This is a genomic window from Cupriavidus sp. F041, assembly GCF_057814235.1.
The window spans coordinates 4,274,140-4,292,345 of sequence record NZ_JBVASY010000002.1 but is presented as its reverse complement, the minus strand read 5'-3'; the positions used below and the strand labels follow the sequence as shown (position 1 = coordinate 4,292,345).

Here is an 18,206-nt window from a genome sequence, read left to right as displayed (position 1 = left end):
CGTGCCCGGATCGGGCCGCATAGCGGGTTACATAAAAACGGCAAAAGGGGCGGATCTCGACGATCCGGCCCCTGGTGCGGCGGGTCTTGCGCGGGCCCCTTGGGGCGGGTGCGCAAGCCGTGGTGTGCCGTTAGATGCTCCGGTTTTGCGTATCTTTGTAGTCCTGTTACCGGCTCATCAAATGCGCATCGGCATGACGACGTACTTGAAGTTGTCGTCTTCCGGCACGGTGATCAGCGCGCTCGAATTGGAGTCGCCGAGGCTGACCTGGACTTGCTCACTCTTGAGGTTGGCGAGCACGTCCAGCAGGTAGGTCACGTTAAAACCGATATCGAGGGCGTCCCCCGAATAATCAAGTTCGAGCTCTTCCTGCGCCTCTTCCTGGTCGGCGTTGGTGGAGCTGATCTTGAGTACGTGCGTATCCAGGATGCAGCGCACGCCCTTGAACTTGTCGGTGGTCAGGATGGCGGTGCGTTGCAGCGCCTGCTGCAGCTTGACGCGGTCGATCGCGAAGGCGTTCTTGTAGCCCTTGGGGATCACGCGCTGGAAGTCCGGGAACTTGCCTTCGACCAGCTTGGAGATCAGCTCGATGTTGGCGAAGGTGAACTTGACCTGGTTGGCGGCCAGTTGCACTTGCACGGGATCGTCGTTGTCTTCGAGCAGGCGTTGCAGCTCAAGAATGGTCTTGCGCGGGATGATCACTTCCTGGCGCGACGGTGCGCCTTCGCTACTGGTGGCTTCAGTGTCCAGTTCCACGCCGCAATAGGCCAGGCGGTGGCCGTCGGTGGCGACCGCCATGACCTTCTTGCCGTCCACCACCAGCAGCATGCCGTTGAGGTAGTAGCGGATGTCTTGCTGGGCCATGGCGAAGTGGACCATGGCGAGCAGGTGCTTGAAGGTCTTTTGCGGCAGGCTGACCGAGGCGCCGAATTCGCTGGCTTCCGCCACCGTGGGGAATTCCTCGGCGGCCAGGGTCTGCAGCGCGAAGCGGCTCTTGCCGGACTGCACGGTCATGCGCTTGTCGCTGAGCGACAGGGCGACTTCGCCGTCGGGCATGGCGCGCAGGATGTCGAGCAGCTTGCGGGCGGCCACGGTGGTGGCTACGTTGTCGCTGCCCACTCCGCATTCGGCGTGCGTGGTGATCTGGATCTCGATGTCGGTCGAGAGGAAGGATACGTTGGACCCGGACTTGCGAATCAGCAGGTTGGCCAGGATCGGGAGTGTGTGGCGGCGCTCCACGATGCCGCTCACGATTTGCAGCGGACGCAGCAGATTGTCTCGCGAGGTTTTGACCAATTGCATTGAATTTATCCTTCGTCGTTTGTAGTAAGCGACCGCGGGTGCGTTTTGGGGTGCAAGTTGCTTTGCACTAACTCGTATGCATTACCAAAATTACTTTGGAATCAACAAGTTAATTCGCCATTGTACCAAGGATAAGCCGCTGCGGTGAAGCGGGAGAAGCGCGACCGGAGGGATAATTGTGCATCACGCATCACAATTGAAACCTGCTTCGGTAACTGGCGACTTTGTCGCCGGCCACCCCCTCCGCCGCTTGTCCCGACTCACCGCAAAGCCTTAGCCCAGGCCGTTTTCATGGCAATGTTCCGGCAATGCCCCGGCGATGCTTCCGATTGATTCATGCGCCGGGCTATGCCCGGCGCGTACCCTACAGTATGCCAGCCCCGCGTGACGGATCTGGTAAACGCTGTTTCACGCCTCGGGTTACCCCTTGAGCGTCTGTTCCAGCACGTGCAGTTCGTGGTTGAGCTGCGCGTCCTTGCTGCGCTCGTCGGCGATCTTGCGCACCGCGTGCAGCACGGTGGTGTGATCGCGTCCGCCGAACAGCTCGCCGATTTCCGGCAGGCTTTTCTGCGTGAGTTCCTTGGCCAGGTACATCGCAATCTGGCGGGGCCGCGCGATATTGGCGGGCCGCTTCTTGCTGTACATGTCCGCGACCTTGATGTTGTAGAAATCCGCGCAGGTCTTCTGGATGTTCTCGACAGAGATCTGGCGGTTCTGCACCGTCAGCAGGTCCTTCAGCGCTTCACGGGTGACATCGATGGTGATGTCCTTGCCGTGGAAGTTGGAGAAGGCGAGGATCTTGCGCAGCGCGCCTTCCAGCTCACGCACGTTCGATCGCAAATGCTTGGCGACGAAGAAGGCGACTTCCTCGGGCACGCTGACGTTCTCGGCGGCGGCCTTCTTCATCAGGATCGCTACGCGCATTTCCAGCTCGGGCGGCTCGATGGCTACCGTGAGGCCGGAGTCGAAGCGCGAGATCAGGCGATCGTCGATGCCGCTGATTTCCTTGGGGTAGGTATCGCTGGTGATGATCACCTGCGCCCGGTTGGCGATCAGGGCCTCGAAGGCGTAGAAGAACTCTTCCTGCGTGCGGTTCTTGCCGGAGAAGAACTGAATATCGTCGATCAGCAGCAGGTCGAGCGAGTGGTAGTAGCGCTTGAACTCGTCGAAGGCTTTTCGCTGGTACGCCTTCACCACATCGGAGACGTATTGCTCGGCGTGGATGTAGCGGATGCGGGCGCGCGGGTTCTCCAGCAACATGAAGTTGCCGATGGCGTGAATCAAGTGGGTCTTGCCCAGGCCTACGCCGCCATACAGATAGAGCGGGTTGTAGGACTTGCCGGGGTTGTTGGCCACCTGGATGGCGGCGGCGCGCGCGAGCTGGTTGGCCTTGCCGGTGACGAAGTTGTCGAAGGTAAGGATGTGGTTCAGACGCGAGCGCTCGTGCACCGAGTCGTTCTGCTGCTGGCCGCCTTGCTGGTGGCCCGGGTGGCCCGGGTGTCCCTGATTACCCGGGTGGCCCTGATTTCCCTGATGGCCGCCTTGCTGCCCGGGGTTGCCGCCCTGCATGGGCTGCTGCGAAGGCTGCACACGGTAGGAGCGGGCGCTGGCTTCGGCCGGGTCCAGCTGCGGCACGTCGATATCGACGATCTCGCCACCCATGCCGCCCATGTTGGCCTGGCCAGCGTTGCCCGGATAGTTGCCGGGGTAGGGCGCTTGCCCGCCGCGCGGGCCGCCCTGCGGCTGCGCGGCGGCCTGGTTCATGGGGCCATAGCCAGGCGCCCCCTGGCCCGGCTGCATGCCGGGCTGGCCGAAATTCTGCGACAGCGGCTGGCCGGACGGATAGCCTGGGCCGGCGTGCGCCGGCGCCATGCCGGGCTGCCCTTGCTGGGGATAGCCGGCGGCCGCCCGGCCCGACGCGGCGGGATCCAGGACGAAGTGAACGCTGACGTTGGCTTCCCAATATTCGCAGGCGAGCGCGGTGATGCGGCCGGAGAACTGGCTTTTTACCCAGTCGAGCTTGAAGCGGTTGGGCGCGGCGATCCGCAGCGCGTGCGCTTCCTCGTCGAAGCCGACAGGCGCCAACGGTTTGATCCACGTCTTGAACTGTTGCGGCGTCAGTTCGCGCTCGAGCTGCGCGGCTGCTGCCTGCCAGAAATCTTGCATTGTTTTGTTGTTCGGTTTTCGCCACGGGTACATGGTCAGTCCGGTCAAATGGACAACAGGCAAGGATCGATGAGGCATCCCTGCCGGTAGTCCGTTAGCCCCGAAAAGCGACCGCAAAAGCGGTCCGCAAATGACCCCGCAGCCCGGGCTCCCTGGTGATCGACGCGACAAGCGGGATCCGCTGACGAGACAGGTGGCGTAACCGCCGCCGCCCGTTGCGCGTCCGTTGTCCGGCATGCCAGGGGTTGTGCCCGGGTTGCGCTTGCGCCACGCAGCCCGTGTGGTGTTTGGACCCGGATTGTACCCCTCGCCCCAAGTTATCCACAAAGGATAAGTCTGTGGATAAGTTGTGAAAAAGCAGTGAATTGTTGTGCACAACCCCAGTTCTGGCGCGGGTTTCCGGGTAGGTAAAACGCCGGAAAAGCCTGACAAAACAGGGACTTCACTCACCCTCGCCGACCCCGGGTGCAACCCCCGCAATAAAAAAACTTACCCACTGGCGATTGTGGACAATGAAATACAACAGGCTGTTGCGTGTTTTTCAGGCAGGGGTGCCGCACACGTCTCTAAACCATCCGTAGTCTTGACACACCGCGCGAAACTCAGTTAAATGGCGGGTTCTGCGATGCCGCAGGGGATCACGTATGCGCATCGCCGGGTCTGACCTGTTCCGTGCGAGACTGGCGCGTTACCTCAGCTTTTTACTAAGCTGAAGCGTGCCGGAAATGGCTGGATTGGCCGGAACAGGCAGCGGGCCGAGCAGGCTGACGGGGTCGGAGCGGATGGGTTGATGAAATCCGGTCCGGCGAGATTCCCTCCCACACCTGCTTCGCGAGTGTCGATGTCCGATTCGTCGGTGCCTTCGATGCGCGAGACACACGGCCGGCAGCAAGATCACCACAGCAGTCGGCAACACCGCAAACCGCGGCAGCCCCATGCGAACCATACGCGGCGGCGCCCGGCTTAACGCCGGAAGCCGGGCGAGCCCAGATCAACCAGAGAGTGCAACATGAAACGTACATACCAACCTTCCGTTACCCGCCGCAAGCGTACCCATGGTTTCCGCGTGCGCATGAAGACCCGCGGCGGCCGTTCCGTCATCAACGCGCGTCGCGCCAAGGGCCGCAAGCGCCTGGCAGTCTAAGGGCCTGGCGACCGGCCACGGTGGCGCTGCAGTTTGCGCCGCCCTGGCCAACCGCCTCGCCTTTTGGACGGCCGGTAGCCTGCCGCCAAGCACAGCTTTTTCGCTAGCTTCGCCCAGCGTGTCTACTTTTGCCTACCCTAAAGCCGCGAGGCTCACAAAGACGGATGAGTTTTCATCCGTTTTTGCTTTGCGCCCGCGCCGCCGCAGCCAGCATTTCGTGCTGTATGTGGGCGAGAACAACCTGCCGCAAGCCCGCCTGGGCGTCGTCGTCGGCAAGAAGTTCGCGGCGCGTGCCGCCGAGCGCAACCTGGTGAAGCGCATGGTGCGGGAACTGTTCCGCCTTCGGCAGGCCCAACTCGCGGGCCGCGATGTGTTGCTGCGCCTGCAGGCAAAGTTTCCGCGTGCGGAATTTGCCAGCCGCAGCGCAATACGCCGGGCGTGCCTGGCGGAGCTGACCGGCTTGTTCGAGGTAGCGGTCCGTCCGCTTGCCCCGCGCCCTGCTGCCCCTTCCGGGGTGTCGCCGCCGAAGTCCGCCGAGGCTGCGCCCACTGAAGTCCCGCCCTCGGGCGCTCCAGCCTGACCAGCCCGCTGCCATGAAGCGAATCCTGCTTGCCCTGCTGCGTATCTACAAGATCGCCCTGAGCCCGTTTTTTGGCTCGCAGTGCCGCTTCCTGCCCACCTGTTCCGATTACGCCCGCGAAGCGATCCTGTGCCACGGCGCCGGACGCGGCAGCTGGATGGCCGCTTGCCGGCTGTGCCGCTGTCATCCGTTCACGGAAGGCGGGTATGATCCGGTGCCACCCGCATCGGCAACCAAGCAAGACCGGGCTTCCGCCGCGGCTGGCCATCCGCCAGTCACGATCCGGCTACCCCGCCCCTGATTTCCTCCGACCACAGCGAGACATGGATATCAAACGCACCATACTCTGGGTCATCTTCTCGATGGCCCTCGTGCTGCTCTACGACAACTGGCAGCGCGCCAACGGTCACCAGTCGATGTTCTTCCCGAGCGCGACGCAGCAGGCTCCGGCAACCGCCGGCGGCGCTTCCGCTCCGCAAGGCGACGTGCCCAAGGCCAATGCGACGGCCGGCACCGCCCCAGGCGCCCCGGTGACCGCACCGGCAGCCGCGGCCCAGCCGAGCGGCGAGAAGATCGTGGTGAGCACCGACGTGATGCGTGCCCAGATCGACACCGCCGGCGGCATCCTCACGCGCCTGGAACTGCTGAACCACCATGAAAAGGACGGCCAGCCCGTCGTGCTGTTCGAGCGCGACCAGACCCGTACCTACATGGCCCGTTCCGGCCTGATCGGTGGCGACCTGCCCAACCACACCACCATCTTCACCGCTACGGCCGGTCCGCGCGACCTGGCCGGCTCGGACAAGGTGGCGGTGACGCTGACGGCGGAGAAGGACGGGGTCAAGCTGGCCAAGACCTATACCTTCCATAAGGGCAGCTACGTTGTCGACACGCAATTCGCCGTGACCAACGACAGCGGCAAGCCGGTCTCGCCGACGCTGTACATGGAACTGACGCGCGACGGCAGCAAGGTCGAGCAGTCGCAGTTCTACAGCACCTTCACCGGCCCGGCGATCTACACCGATACGGACAAGTATCACAAGATCAACTTCGACGACATCGCCAAGGGCAAGGCTTCGGTCCCCGCAGCGGGTTCGAGCGGCTGGGTGGCGATGGTGCAGCATTACTTTGCCTCGGCCTGGATTCCGCAAGCCGGCAAGGAGCACAGCTTCTACGTCGAGAAGATCGACAACAACCTGTTCCGCGTGGGCGTGCAGCAGCCGCTGGGCGCGATCGCCCCGGGTGCCACCGTGACCACCGATGCGCGCCTGTTCGCCGGCCCGCAGGAAGAGCGCATGCTCGAGAAGATCACCCCGGGCCTGGAACTGGTGAAGGACTATGGCTGGCTGACCATCCTGGCCAAGCCGCTGTTCTGGCTGCTGGAGAAGCTGCACGGCTTCCTGAACAACTGGGGCTGGTCGATCATCGCGCTGACGGTGCTGATCAAGCTGGTGTTCTTCCCGCTGTCGGCGGCCAGCTACAAGTCCATGGGCAAGATGAAGGACCTGCAGCCCCGCATGACCGCGATGCGTGAACGCCTGAAGGGCGATCCGCAGAAGATGAACCAGGAGATGATGGCGCTGTACCGCACCGAGAAGGTCAACCCGCTCGGCGGCTGCCTGCCCATCGTGATCCAGATCCCGGTGTTCATCGCGCTGTACTGGGTGCTGCTGTCATCGGTGGAAATGCGCGGCGCGCCGTGGCTGGGCTGGATCCATGACCTGTCGGTGCCGGATCCGTTCTACATCCTGCCGGTGGTGATGGCGGTATCAATGTTCGTGCAGACCAAGCTGAACCCGACCCCGCCGGACCCGGTGCAGGCCAAGGTCATGATGATCATGCCGCTGGTGTTCTCGTTCATGTTCTTCTTCTTCCCGGCCGGCCTGGTGCTGTACTGGGTTGTGAACAACGTCCTGTCGATCGCCCAGCAATGGCAGATCAACCGGATGCTCGGCAAGAGCAAGGCGAAGGCTGCCGTGGCGGTTAAGAGCTGAAGTTGAACCCGGGCCGGCGGGTGGAAAACCCGCCGGCCCGGCACGTGCACCAAAGGGGCCGCTCGAAGCATCAATGGCGGCCTGACTGGAATCCCCCGCAGGCATCGGCTTGCGGGGGATTTTGCTTTTCCGCGGGGTGCTTCGTCGGGTGGTGTTGCCCTGGCAGCAAGGCTCCATGCAGAAAGTTTGCCAAATTTTGCCAAACTCGCTAGGGCCTGTTGACAATCAGCAACGAGTGGGCTGTTAACTTGTGAAGAAATCTGTTTACATCCTGTCTTTTGCGGAAAGACAGGATGCCAAGGTTGATGCTCAGCGATGAACAATACGAACGGATCGCCCCCTTGCTGCCCGGCAAGGCAACGGACCCGGGTCGAACGGCGGCAGACAATCGACTGTTTGTCGAGGCCGTGCTGTGGATGGCGCGTACCGGCAGCCCATGGCGCGATCTACCTCCCGATTTCGGACCTTGGAACAGTGTGTACCAGCGCTTTGCCAGATGGTCTCGGGCGCAGGTGTGGCACATGGTGTTTGCTGAGCTTGGGGGCGACGCCGACTTCGAGGAAGTCTTCATCGACAGCACCATTGTGCGTGCCCACCAGCATGCCGCCGGCGCGCCCCAAAAAAAGGCGATCAGGCGATCGGCCGCTCGCGTGGCGGATTGACCACCAAGATTCATGCGCTGGTCGATGGATTGGGTATGCTCGCGCGCTTTCGCCTGACCGGCGGCCAGGCCGGAGACAGCCCCGAAGCGCTGCCTTTGCTTGACGAACTGAAGCCCGCCAGTCTGGCCGCCGACAAAGCCTACGATTCGAACGCGATCCTGCAACACCTGCAGTCCGCGGGTATTCAAGCCGTCATCCCCAGTCGCGCCAATCGTCTTGAACAACGCCCCCTGGACGAGCATCTGTATGCCTCACGAAATTTGGTCGAACGCTTCTTCTGCCGCATCAAGCAATTCCGCCGCGTTGCCACGCGCTACGACAAGCTCTCCGAACGTTTCTCATCGTTCGTTGCGCTCGCCGCCGCATTCATCTGGGTCTGCTGATTGTCAACAGGCCCTTCTATGAGCAGTCCCTTGTCAAGCCGTTTTGCAAACTGACTGATTGATCGATATACGAATCCTCCCTTATCGCGACAGAGCGGGTTGGCTCCGTTGCGGTGAAACACGATGGCCCGAAGCCGGGTCTTGCGCTCGTGAGAAATGACGTCTCACCACCTTCTATCCGCTGGCGTGAAGCCAGCCTCATCCTGCATGCGCATTACGCCGGAATTGTCACCGGGAGCATGCCCCATCTAGAAAATCGGTTGCCTGTGCAACCCGGGTCTGTTACGGGCATGTTCACTTCAGGCTGTATGGATTGCGTATCACCATCCCCTGCATCTTCCTCCAAACCTCAATGGATTAAGCCGGCTTCAGTTGTGCCCCTTCGGGGATCACGCCATCCTTCAGATAGCGCCACATCGCAATCGCGAGACGTCGTGCCACCGCGACGATCGCAATCCGTCGGGCCCTTCGGTTCGGGCCTGTGCTCTGGGTGCGCTGGTTGAACCACTGCGTCAGTGCGCTCTCTGGCTGGTAGCGGATCCAGGACCACGCCATCTCGATCAGGAGTGCCCGCACCCGTCGGTTTCCCTGTTTGCTAATGCCCTGGTCCACCTGGCTCTCGCCGCTGTCGTAGGGTTGCGGTACAAGGCCAACGCACGCACCGACCTGGCGGCGGTCGCTGAATTCCCGCCAGAACAGCTCGAGCGCCAGTCGCGAGCCGCCAACCGGTCCGATGCCTTTCAGGCGAGTGAGGTGATCGACCCGGGCGCGTGCTGGCGCAGGCAGCTTCGTCGGAAGCGTCTGCTCCAGTGCGGTCAGTTGCTGCTCGGCTACTGCTAGCCGTTCGCACTCGCGTACCAGTCGATCGTTTAGCTCTGCTGGCAGTGGTGTGCCATCGTGACACCGTACCTCGCCGCGGGCGAGTCGGCCGGCGAACTTCCTGCTGTCGACCTCATCCCAGCAACCGAATGTGGCCAGCAGTTTGCGCATGCGGTCGCGGTGTTGCAGGATTTCTTTTTGCAGTTGTCCGCGATCGCGCATGAGATGGCGGGACGCTTCGTCCTGCAAAGAGGGCACCCGGATTGCGCGCATCCGGTCGCGTTCACCGCGCAGCCAGGCACGTAGGTTGATCACCAGCTTGATCGCATCGAGGCGATCCGTCTTCGCGCGCCGTTTCTGGCGCTCAACGGGAATGCTCGCGGGATCGACGACATGACATTCGATCCCGCGAGCCTGCAGCGCGCGACAGATCCAGAATGCGTCCTGGCCGGCTTCATAGCTCACGACAACCCGTACATCCGCCGGCAGCGACCACTCCTCCTTGTACCGTTCAGTCAGGGCCAGCGCTGCCTGCAGCCGCAGCGTAGCCTGCGGTTGCGCGACAGTGTGTACTGTAGGACTATCACGACGGCCGTCGTGCAGTGCAACCATCCACTTGGCCGCCGCCAGCTCAAGTGACACCGCCAGCACCATGTGCCCGGTGTACGTCGTATCTGCCAGATCTGTGCGCATGATGCCCTCCATTAGGTCAAGCCTCGACACGCTGATTCTATCTATCCGTTGATTGCCTCTCCTGCTACATAGGATCTAGCCTGAAACCATGCGCACCATGAGTATCTCCCTGCCTGACACGCTCAAGGCCTTTGTCGATGAGCAAGTCAACCAACGCGGTTACGGCACCAGGCGAGTACGTGCTGATCCGCAAGGATCAGGATCGCCAGCACCTTCGCGGGCTGTTATTGGCGGCTGCCGCTTCGGCGCCAACAGCGCCGGTCGATAGCGACTACTTCGACGCCCTGCGAGCGCAGGTGCGCAACGCGCGGGGATGAGGGCCAAGCCTGTCATGCCGAGAGCGCTTGCCAGGCGTGTTGTCGAGGAAGCGGTCAGCTACGTTCTGAATGAAGACGCTGAGCAGGCAGCACCTGGCTTCATTGACGCGCTGGAACAAGCCTACGTGCACATTGGCAAGCATCCGGCCGCCGGCTCGCCCCGCTACGCACACGAGCTTGATCTTCCGGGCCTGCACACCTGGCCTCTGGTGCGCTACCCGCACACATCGTGTTCTACGTTGAGCGCGACGACCATATCGATGTCTGGCGCGTCCTGCATGGCATGCGAGACATCCCCGCCTGGCTGCGTGACAGCGACGAGGTTCCCCGTTAACGCTTTCGCAGGCAGCCAGGCGCAAGGTGTAAGTGACCGTCGCGACCGTCGGATCGTCTCGTCAATCCAGCCGCTTGCCCGCCGTCTCCCGCACCATCGCCAGACCCGCCAGCGAGACAATCCCGCAGCCGATCACATAAAACGCAGGCGCGTTGCGGCTGCCGGTCAGGTCGATCATCCACGTTGCCAGGAACTGCGCAAACCCGCCGAACACCAGCACGCCGATGCAGTAGACCACCGACAGGCCGGTAGCGCGAATCCGGCGGGGAAACAGCTCCGTCAGCAGTACGACGGCCCCTCACGCAGGCACATGCAGTGCTCACTCAGGCGCGTGGCAAACCGCCTCGATATTGTGACCGTCCGGATCCAGCACGAACGCCCCGTAGTAGTTCGGGTGATAGTGCGGCCGCAAGCCCGGTGCGCCATTGTCGCGTCCGCCGGCCGCCAGCGCCGCCTTGTAATAGGCATCCACCTCCGCACGCGTGTTCACGCGAAAGGCGATGTGCAGCGGCGGCTGGTTGGGCGTGCCGTTGCTGATCCAGAACTCGGGCTTGTCGGGCGTGCCGAAGCCGGCAACATCCGCATGGCCGGTCACGCTGGCGGGGAACTCCATATTCTTGATAAAGCCGAGCGAACCCAGCGCTGCGGTGTAGAAGGCCCGGCTCCTGGCGAAATCGCTAACTACTACGCCTGTGTGATCGATCATCTCGTCGCTTCTCTTTGGCTCTTGGTTTGGCTTCCTGGCTCACGCCAGGTCGAGCACGCTCATGGTGGCGTTGAAGCGGCTGACCAGCACCGTCTCGCCGTGCACGCTGGCGAAGACGTCGGCCTCGACCACGATGATGGTGCGCCCGGATTTCAGCACGTCCGCGCGGCAGGTCAGGCGCTCACTGCGGGCGGCCCGGAGCAGGTTGATCTTGAACTCGGCCGTGACCACATGACGCCCGGTATCGAGCATGGTAGTGGCGGCCGCGCCGGCGCTATGGTCAGCCATCGTCGCCTGCACGCCGGCATGCACGACGCCGCCGTGCTGCAGGTGGCGCGGCGTGACCAGCAACTCGCTCTCGCACCAGCCCGGCCCGCAATCCACCAGGCGTATGCCGATGTCGGTGACAAAGGCAGCCTGGCGAAAGCCGGCCTCGATGGTGTCCCGCAGCAAAAGACGCTCTTGTTCGGTGGACATGCGCTTCTCCTCGCACTGGGCGGTGGTCGGGTACGGCTAGGTCAGGGTGGCCGGCTGGCCTTGCCAACACCCATTCCAACCCGAAGCCGGCAGGCTGTCAATGGAGTGCGGCGCAACCGGCACAATCGCCTACACTGGATAGAGATGTTCTGAACCTGGCCTCCGCCAGATCTGGTAGATACGCCATGCGTGCCGCCAACCTTCCCATCCAGTTGCACCCGCGCATGCGCGTCATCGATGCTTTCATGACGCTGGCCGATGCGGGACTGGCTGCCGTTGCCGATCAACTCGATGCGCTGCACCGGCGCGACCATCCCGACGACGTCCATGCACTGCGGGTGGCGACGCGGCAGCTTCGCGCCATCTGCTGGGCATTCGGGCCCGCCCTGCCCAGGCCGGTCCGCGCGCGCTGGAACGATTGCCTGCGCCAGCTGGCGCAGGCTGCGAACGATGTGCGCGACTGGGACGTGTTCATCGCCGAGACCTTGCGGCCCGCGCTGGACAGGCAGCCGGAGGATCCGGTGCTGGCGGCGCTGCACGACACCGCCCTCACGCGCCGCCACTACGCACGCGCGACGATGGTGGCGCAGCTCGCCGAATACCAGCACTGGCCGCTACCCGTGCTGCACCGCGATCTCACGCACCTGAACCACGCTGGCCCGCGCGGCGCGGGCGCCGCCGCGCGGGACCACCTGGCGGACTTCGCGCGCCGGCGGGTACGCCGAGGGCGCAAGCGGGTGAGGGCGCTGATGCGCGCCGCCCGCTCGGAGGAACTGGCACGCGTGCACCGCTTCCGGATTGCCAGCAAGCGGCTGCGCTATGTCATCGAAGCCCTGAAGCCGGTACTGGCCAAACGCTATGCCAGGCGCCTGCACGGCAAGCTGGTGAAGCGGCAGGGCAGGCTGGGCCGCCTGGTCGACGGCGCCGTGGCACGCCGGCTGATGATGGAGTGCCTGCACGCGCCTGCCGCGGAGGCGCCCGGCGCGGCCGAGACCGCGCGCGCGGCAAGTGCGCCGGGTGCGGCACCCGCGCAGGATCGATCTGCGACAATATCGCCATGACCGCCATCACCTCCTCCCAGCCTCGTTCCGCTTCCGCCGCCAACGCCACGCCCATTGCCGCCATCGCTACCGCGCCCGGACGCGGCGGCATCGGCGTGGTGCGCGTGTCCGGCCCCGATGTGAGCGCGATCGCGCTGGCCGTGTGCGGCCAGGCGCTCAAGCCGCGCCATGCCACCTACCTGCCGTTCCTCGATGCCCACGGCAAGGCGATCGACCACGGCCTGGCGCTGTACTTCCCGGCACCGCACTCCTACACCGGCGAAGAGGTGCTGGAGCTGCAGGGCCACGGCGGCCCGGTGGTGATGCAGATGCTGCTTGCGCGCTGCCTGGATGCGGGCCGCGGGATTGGCCTGCGCCTGGCGGAGCCCGGCGAGTTCACGCGCCGCGCCTTTCTCAACGACAAGCTCGACCTGGCCCAGGCGGAAGCCGTGGCCGACCTGATCGAAGCCAGCACCGAAGCCGCCGCGCGCTCGGCCGCGCGCTCCATGGAGGGCGTGTTCTCGCAGGCCATCCACGCGCTGGTGGAGCAGGTGATCCACTTGCGCATGCTGGTGGAGGCCACGCTGGATTTCCCCGAGGAAGAGATCGATTTCCTCGAAGCCTCCAACGCGCGCGGCCAGCTGGCTAATATCCGCGAAGCGCTGAGCGGCGTGCTGGCGCAGGCCAGGCAGGGATCGCTGCTGCGCGAGGGCTTGTCGGTAGTACTGGCGGGGCAACCCAATGTGGGCAAGTCGTCGCTGCTCAACGCGCTGGCCGGCGCGGAGCTGGCCATCGTCACGCCGATTCCTGGGACCACGCGCGACCGCGTGCGCGAGACCATCCAGATCGAAGGCATCCCGCTGCATATCATCGACACCGCCGGCCTGCGTGAAGACGCCAGCGACGAGGTCGAGCGCATCGGCATCAAGCGCACCTGGGAAGCGGTAGGCCGCGCCGATCTGGTGCTGCACCTGGTGGATGCGGCCGACTACGTGGAGCACGGCTTGTCCGAAATCGACGATGCCATCGACGACCGCCTCTCCGGCCACCTGCCGCCGGGCTCGCCGATCCTGCGCGTGGTCAACAAGATCGATCTGGCGCCAATGGTGGGCGAGCGCCACTTCGGCGCCGACCGCCCGCACGTAGTGGCGGCCATCGGCCCGAACCCGGCCGAGGTATGGATCTCGGCGCGTACCGGCGCCGGCATCGACCTGCTGCGCAACCAGTTGCTGCGGCTGGTGGGGTGGCAATCGGGCAACGAAGGGGCCTTCCTCGCGCGCGAGCGGCACCTGACCGCGCTGCGCAATGCGCAATCGCATTTAGACCTGGCCGAGGAGCGCGCGGCGCAAGAGGCGCAGGCGTTGGACCTGTTCGCTGAAGAGCTGCGGCTGGCACAGGACCATCTGAACAGCATCACCGGCGAATTCAGCAGCGATGACTTGCTGGGGACGATTTTTACGCGGTTTTGTATTGGGAAGTGACTTGAGTTCCAATATAGACGCGAGAAGAATCCATCTACCCATACGCGTCTAAAGCAAACTTTGCGGGTGCCTTAGACGCCTGGAGATAAATTTGGACATAGGTTTACTGCCATGTCCCAATGGAACGCTGTGGATAACCACGGAACAGCTACTCGGGGCTCACTACGCTTGCGAAGACAAGCGTGCTCAAGACACTCGCCTTAGTTTTCCGCATTTTTCCACTCCTATCAAAGGTAGATCATCGCGAGACTGGAAGCCACTTTATTGAATTAAAGCTGGCATAGCTGATCGGCCTCACATCGATCAGTTCTGAATAGATCTGAGAAATATGGGGAAGAGGGCCGCGAGAAGAAGTGCGCATAGAACCATGGAAATAATCTGTGCCATCAAAACTCCGCATAGTGAATAAATGCGAGTCACATTTCTCATGGTCTCACTTATGGCTTCCACGACAATTAAAATTGAATACAACCAGACCACGAGCATTAGGACAGGCGAATCAATAAACAAAAATAGCACGACTAAAACAATGCCGGAAAATAGAGTAGTGGCTGCCAGAAGATTCAAGAGGCTCCCCTTGCCGTCCCAGCGAGCACCACGTCGTACCCACCAATTGAGGATCGCGTAGACAAGAATAAGAGAGCGACCCACGATGCAACTATGCTTGCGATAATAATTACGGGGATAGGGGTATTTTCTCTGCCGATCATCTCATTCCATGTGGGAGATAATCCAGCCAGGAATCCAACAGAGGTGACAGCAAGCACTGATTTCCACTTAGGGGAAACTAAAGCATTGGATTGGCAGTCGACGAAGCAGAGCCCAGTCAAAAGAATGGCGGATCATTTTGGAACCTCCGATAATTGTAAATTAAGGCGCAAAGTGGCTTGCCACGTTCCAGAGAAACACCTGAAATATCGGGACAGGAAACCGACGACGGCAATTTGGAAGCGGGAAAACTCTTCTCGGTCAGGCAGGCTGGACTCCATAGCGTTGGATAATTGAGGCGGACCTGTTGGCGCGAGCGCTAATCGTCGAATGGCCCAACACCCACAATTAGAAGTGCGAATCACACCCATTAACATTGGGAATTTTCTGCTTTTTTGCTCGGAATCGTCTGTATCGACCTGGCACCGAAGGTAGTGGCGGCCATCGGCCCGAACCCGGCCGAGGTATGGATCTCGGCGCGTACAGGCGCTGGCATCGACCTGCTGCGCAACCAGTTGCTGCGGCTGGGGGGTGGCAATCAGGCAACGAAGCGGCCTTACTCTCGCGCGAGCGGCACCTGACCGCGTTGCGCAATGCGCAATCGCATTTAGACCTGGCCGAGGAGCGCGCGGCGCAAGAGGCGCAGGCGCTGGACCTGTTCGCGAAAGAGCTGCGGCTGGCGCAGGACCATCTGAACAGCATCACCGGCGAACTCATTCAGCGATGACTTGCTGGGGACGATTTTTACGCGGTTTTGTATTGCGAAGTGACGGTGTGCCGCAGGCAAACAGTCCGCCCCGGACGTCCGCCAACATCCGTCTACACGCAGCCACACGCTATAAAGTCTCAACCGCTTGTCGGATGAAGATGGCCCGGCACTAAGCTCTCTGGGGGAAAGACCAGCCCCTCCTGCTCATGCAACTATCCCCAAAAAACACGGAGACATGCGATGAATCAGGGAGCAAGGGATGATCTCAAAGCTGGCTGCGTTTTCAATGTTTCTGATGGTTGGACTGGTCTCCGGATGCGGTGGCGGTAACAGTGGCACCGAAGTAGCAACCAATAACTCAGGCACAGGGGAAAGCAGTACAACCCCGTCGACACCCGTAACCACGCCGGTGACTACACCGTCGACGCCACAGACGGAACTACAAAACACCAAGGCGCTGCTCAAGTCGGCCGCCATGGCCGGTGCGGCGCCGAAGACAATGGCTTCGCCGCCGATCATTACGCCGGGAACGGCGAATATGCCGTCGAACATTGCCGGCAGCACGCTCGTACTCCCCGGTAACACTGCCGCGCTACGCTACATCGGCGCTGTCGTGCAAGCCGGCCTCCTCTATCCGGACGCGGATCTGGTCAAGAATACCGCGGTGAACTAGGGGGGGCTGGGACTGGATTCCAACGTCTATTACATCGAATTCGTCACCGATGCGCCGACGTTCGAGATTCTGGTGAAGGGTAATGTCGATGCCTCCGCCCATCGGTTCCTGGTAGACGGGGAGTACGCCTCGACCACGCCAGTCGCCTATCCAGACGATGGAAACCTGTACCTGACCCGGGTCGATTTCCAGGGCAGCAGGAAGTCAAGGCGGATCCGCATCGAGACGCCGAACATGCGCTTCGGGGGCGTGCGGCTTGCACCAGGCGACTCCATTTCAGCGCAGCCTGCGGAACCTCGGGTGCGGGCCATGGTGCTGGGCGACTCATTTACGGAGGGCATGGCCGCGGTCGGGCATAGCTTTGACAACTACGCGGCCCGGCGCGGATACCTGGCGGGGTGGAAGGACATGTATCAATCCGGCGTCGGGGCCACAGGCTATCTGGCCGCGCCTTCCCCCAAGCTCAAGTTCCGCGACCGGTTGGCAACCGACGTCTTTCCTTTCAATCCGCACGTTCTCGTCGTCGCCGGCGGCATCAATGACACGGGTTCTTCCAAGGCAGAGCTGCAAGCGGAAGCCACCGCCGTGTTCGACGCTGTAGCAAAGAACCTGCCGAACACCATCGTCTTTGTCATCGGCCCTTGGTCGCCGGGCTTTCCCCGCACTGATCAGCGGGATGCCATCAGGGCGGCGGTCGGCACACGCGCCAACTTCTATTTCATCGATAACGTGGCGAAACAGTGGCAAACCGGGACAGGCAATGTTGCCGATCCGAAGGGCGACGGAAATGGCGACCTGTACGTCTCCGACGATGGCGCCCATCCCTCGGCCGCTGGCCATGTCTACCTCGCAGGCAAAGTTGCAGCCGCGGTGAAACAGGTGTTGAACACATTCTGACGTCACGGCCCGCTGCGGGAAGGAAGCTGAAGGCCGCGCGCAACACAGCTTTTAGCTTTCCTCGCGCCGCACGCGTCACTGGGCCAGATGTATTTCAGTCAGATGGATTTCAGCAACGAGGAACTCAGCATGAGCAACTCGTCAAAATGGGTCACCAGTCCAAAGCTCAGCAGGAACATGCCCACATGGAACAAGCTTTGGTGGCGGCGCGAAAACTGCAGGACCGGGGCCGCGATAAGGTGGCGACATCGCGTGAGATTCAGCAACAGGCACATTGCCACTCCCAGCACTGCCCCGCCCAGCACGTCCGTCGGATGATGCAACCCGACGAAGACACGTGACATGCAGATAAACAGGATGGTATACGCCAGCGCAAAGATGCCGATTCGCCAGGACGCCACCAGCACGCCGGTCGCCACGGCGCTCCACAACATCGCATGGTCGCTTGGGAAGGCGCTCCAGGTCCGGATCCGGTCTTCCGAGGACACGAGAAAGTGCAACCCTAGTTCAGGGTTCGCAAAGGGGCGGAGGCGGAAAGGCACCCAGTGCGCCAGGAACCGGCCCAGGGCCAGCACGCAAAGGGCAGCGACAATCGTCGTGATGACGATTTCCCGGTCGCGCTGCTTCTCCGGGCCATCGCGGAACCAGACCCACCACAGCAGCGCAATCATTGGCAAGCCGCGGAGCATGTAGAACTGGGTCATTGCCAACGCTGCGCGGTCGATGAAAACCGAACGGAAAGCGAACTGATGCAGGAAGTGAATGATACTGCTATCAAATGCATTCATCGCGTCCTCACCATACACGAAATAGCAATCGTTAGTCACATGTTCCGGCGCTGGACAAACAAGTATAGGAGAGCCCGCTCCTTGCCGGACTAGCGTGCGTCACGCCTCTGTTTGCTAGCGCACAAGATCGCACACCCAAATATGCGAAGCAAACCGGTCTGGTGCCCTTATGCTTGAGCAAAGGCATAGCCGGGCATATTTCGGCACGTCCCGTGCGGTGCGCGAAGCGCCGTTGTTCTGGCCTCCCCAACTTCTATACTAAACGTGTCGGTGGCGCTGCCCGCGCTACCCACGGCTGCGGGCCGGCCAGCACGGCAGCCGGCCCGCAAGCCA

Annotated in this window: 15 protein-coding genes and 3 pseudogenes; 11 read left to right on the top strand and 7 right to left on the bottom strand. The window is 62.3% G+C overall.

Annotation, left to right across the window (positions count from 1 at the left end):
* Nucleotides 1–177: 177 nt before the first annotated feature.
* Both dnaN and dnaA read right to left on the bottom strand, forming a co-directional pair.
* The gene (dnaN, locus tag ACZY0R_RS37085; protein WP_488865526.1) at nt 178–1,302 is read right to left on the bottom strand and encodes a DNA polymerase III subunit beta; all 1,125 of its coding nucleotides are present in this window, start codon (nt 1,300–1,302) and stop codon (nt 178–180) included.
* Between the two features lie 420 nt (nt 1,303–1,722).
* Complete coding sequence (gene dnaA / locus ACZY0R_RS37080) at nt 1,723–3,468, bottom strand: chromosomal replication initiator protein DnaA (RefSeq protein WP_488865524.1); 1,746 nt, start codon at nt 3,466–3,468, stop codon at nt 1,723–1,725.
* Nucleotides 3,469–4,477: 1,009 nt separating this feature from the next.
* Between dnaA and rpmH the strand changes: the two genes are divergently transcribed.
* The 5 genes from rpmH (at nt 4,478) to ACZY0R_RS37055 (ending at nt 8,231) form a co-directional block, all read left to right on the top strand.
* Nucleotides 4,478–4,612 carry a 50S ribosomal protein L34 gene (gene rpmH / locus ACZY0R_RS37075; RefSeq protein ID WP_017229861.1) on the top strand — a complete coding sequence of 45 codons (135 nt, stop codon included), beginning with the start codon at nt 4,478–4,480 and terminating at the stop codon, nt 4,610–4,612.
* 118 nt (nt 4,613–4,730) lie between these two features.
* Nucleotides 4,731–5,192 carry a ribonuclease P protein component gene (gene rnpA, locus ACZY0R_RS37070; protein WP_488865521.1) on the top strand — a complete coding sequence of 154 codons (462 nt, stop codon included), beginning with the start codon at nt 4,731–4,733 and terminating at the stop codon, nt 5,190–5,192.
* A gap of 13 nt (nt 5,193–5,205) precedes the next feature.
* Nucleotides 5,206–5,493 carry a membrane protein insertion efficiency factor YidD gene (yidD, locus tag ACZY0R_RS37065; RefSeq protein ID WP_045238207.1) on the top strand — a complete coding sequence of 96 codons (288 nt, stop codon included), beginning with the start codon at nt 5,206–5,208 and terminating at the stop codon, nt 5,491–5,493.
* Nucleotides 5,494–5,515: 22 nt separating this feature from the next.
* Nucleotides 5,516–7,186 (top strand): membrane protein insertase YidC, encoded by a 1,671-nt coding sequence (yidC, locus tag ACZY0R_RS37060; protein WP_488865519.1) that lies wholly within the window; start codon nt 5,516–5,518, stop codon nt 7,184–7,186.
* 293 nt (nt 7,187–7,479) lie between these two features.
* Nucleotides 7,480–8,231 (top strand): IS5 family transposase gene (locus ACZY0R_RS37055; protein ID WP_488859801.1). Its coding sequence is split into 2 segments (ribosomal slippage): nt 7,480–7,797 and nt 7,800–8,231, totalling 750 coding nucleotides; the frame shifts between segments, so codons are not numbered across the junction.
* 357 nt (nt 8,232–8,588) lie between these two features.
* Here the strand turns inward: ACZY0R_RS37055 and ACZY0R_RS37050 are convergent.
* Entirely contained in the window at nt 8,589–9,743 is a 1,155-nt protein-coding gene (locus ACZY0R_RS37050) for an IS110 family RNA-guided transposase (RefSeq protein WP_488859803.1), read from the bottom strand.
* A gap of 88 nt (nt 9,744–9,831) precedes the next feature.
* Here ACZY0R_RS37050 and ACZY0R_RS37045 point away from each other — a divergent pair.
* Nucleotides 9,832–10,060 (top strand): annotated as a pseudogene (locus tag ACZY0R_RS37045) (ribbon-helix-helix domain-containing protein).
* Nucleotides 10,061–10,455: 395 nt separating this feature from the next.
* Here ACZY0R_RS37045 and ACZY0R_RS37040 read toward each other — a convergent pair.
* The 3 genes and pseudogenes from ACZY0R_RS37040 to ACZY0R_RS37030 all read right to left on the bottom strand — a co-directional run.
* Nucleotides 10,456–10,689, bottom strand: a pseudogene (locus tag ACZY0R_RS37040) (MFS transporter); the annotation flags it as partial.
* 24 nt (nt 10,690–10,713) lie between these two features.
* Nucleotides 10,714–11,100: a VOC family protein gene (locus ACZY0R_RS37035; protein WP_488865517.1), complete on the bottom strand. Its 387-nt coding sequence runs from the start codon at nt 11,098–11,100 to the stop codon at nt 10,714–10,716.
* Nucleotides 11,101–11,139: 39 nt separating this feature from the next.
* Entirely contained in the window at nt 11,140–11,577 is a 438-nt protein-coding gene (locus ACZY0R_RS37030) for a PaaI family thioesterase (RefSeq protein WP_488865515.1), read from the bottom strand.
* Between the two features lie 185 nt (nt 11,578–11,762).
* On the opposite strand from ACZY0R_RS37030, the gene ACZY0R_RS37025 reads away from it, so the two are divergent.
* From ACZY0R_RS37025 to ACZY0R_RS37005, 5 genes and pseudogenes are all read left to right on the top strand, one after another.
* A complete protein-coding gene (locus ACZY0R_RS37025) occupies nt 11,763–12,638 on the top strand; it encodes a CHAD domain-containing protein (RefSeq protein WP_488865513.1) in 876 nt (291 codons plus the stop codon).
* Nucleotides 12,635–14,098 carry a tRNA uridine-5-carboxymethylaminomethyl(34) synthesis GTPase MnmE gene (gene mnmE, locus ACZY0R_RS37020; protein WP_488865511.1) on the top strand — a complete coding sequence of 488 codons (1,464 nt, stop codon included), beginning with the start codon at nt 12,635–12,637 and terminating at the stop codon, nt 14,096–14,098. Before ACZY0R_RS37025 ends, mnmE begins: the two co-directional genes overlap by 4 nt.
* A gap of 1,133 nt (nt 14,099–15,231) precedes the next feature.
* Nucleotides 15,232–15,576: pseudogene (locus ACZY0R_RS37015) on the top strand (tRNA uridine-5-carboxymethylaminomethyl(34) synthesis GTPase MnmE); the annotation flags it as partial.
* A gap of 198 nt (nt 15,577–15,774) precedes the next feature.
* Nucleotides 15,775–16,188 (top strand): hypothetical protein, encoded by a 414-nt coding sequence (locus tag ACZY0R_RS37010; protein ID WP_488865509.1) that lies wholly within the window; start codon nt 15,775–15,777, stop codon nt 16,186–16,188.
* A 72-nt stretch (nt 16,189–16,260) separates the two neighbouring features.
* Nucleotides 16,261–17,085, top strand: a complete 825-nt coding sequence (locus ACZY0R_RS37005; RefSeq protein WP_488865507.1) for an SGNH/GDSL hydrolase family protein — start codon at nt 16,261–16,263, stop codon at nt 17,083–17,085.
* A 98-nt stretch (nt 17,086–17,183) separates the two neighbouring features.
* Here the strand turns inward: ACZY0R_RS37005 and ACZY0R_RS37000 are convergent, their stop codons facing one another.
* The gene (locus ACZY0R_RS37000; protein WP_488865505.1) at nt 17,184–17,912 is read right to left on the bottom strand and encodes a phosphatase PAP2 family protein; all 729 of its coding nucleotides are present in this window, start codon (nt 17,910–17,912) and stop codon (nt 17,184–17,186) included.
* Nucleotides 17,913–18,206 lie beyond the last annotated feature (294 nt).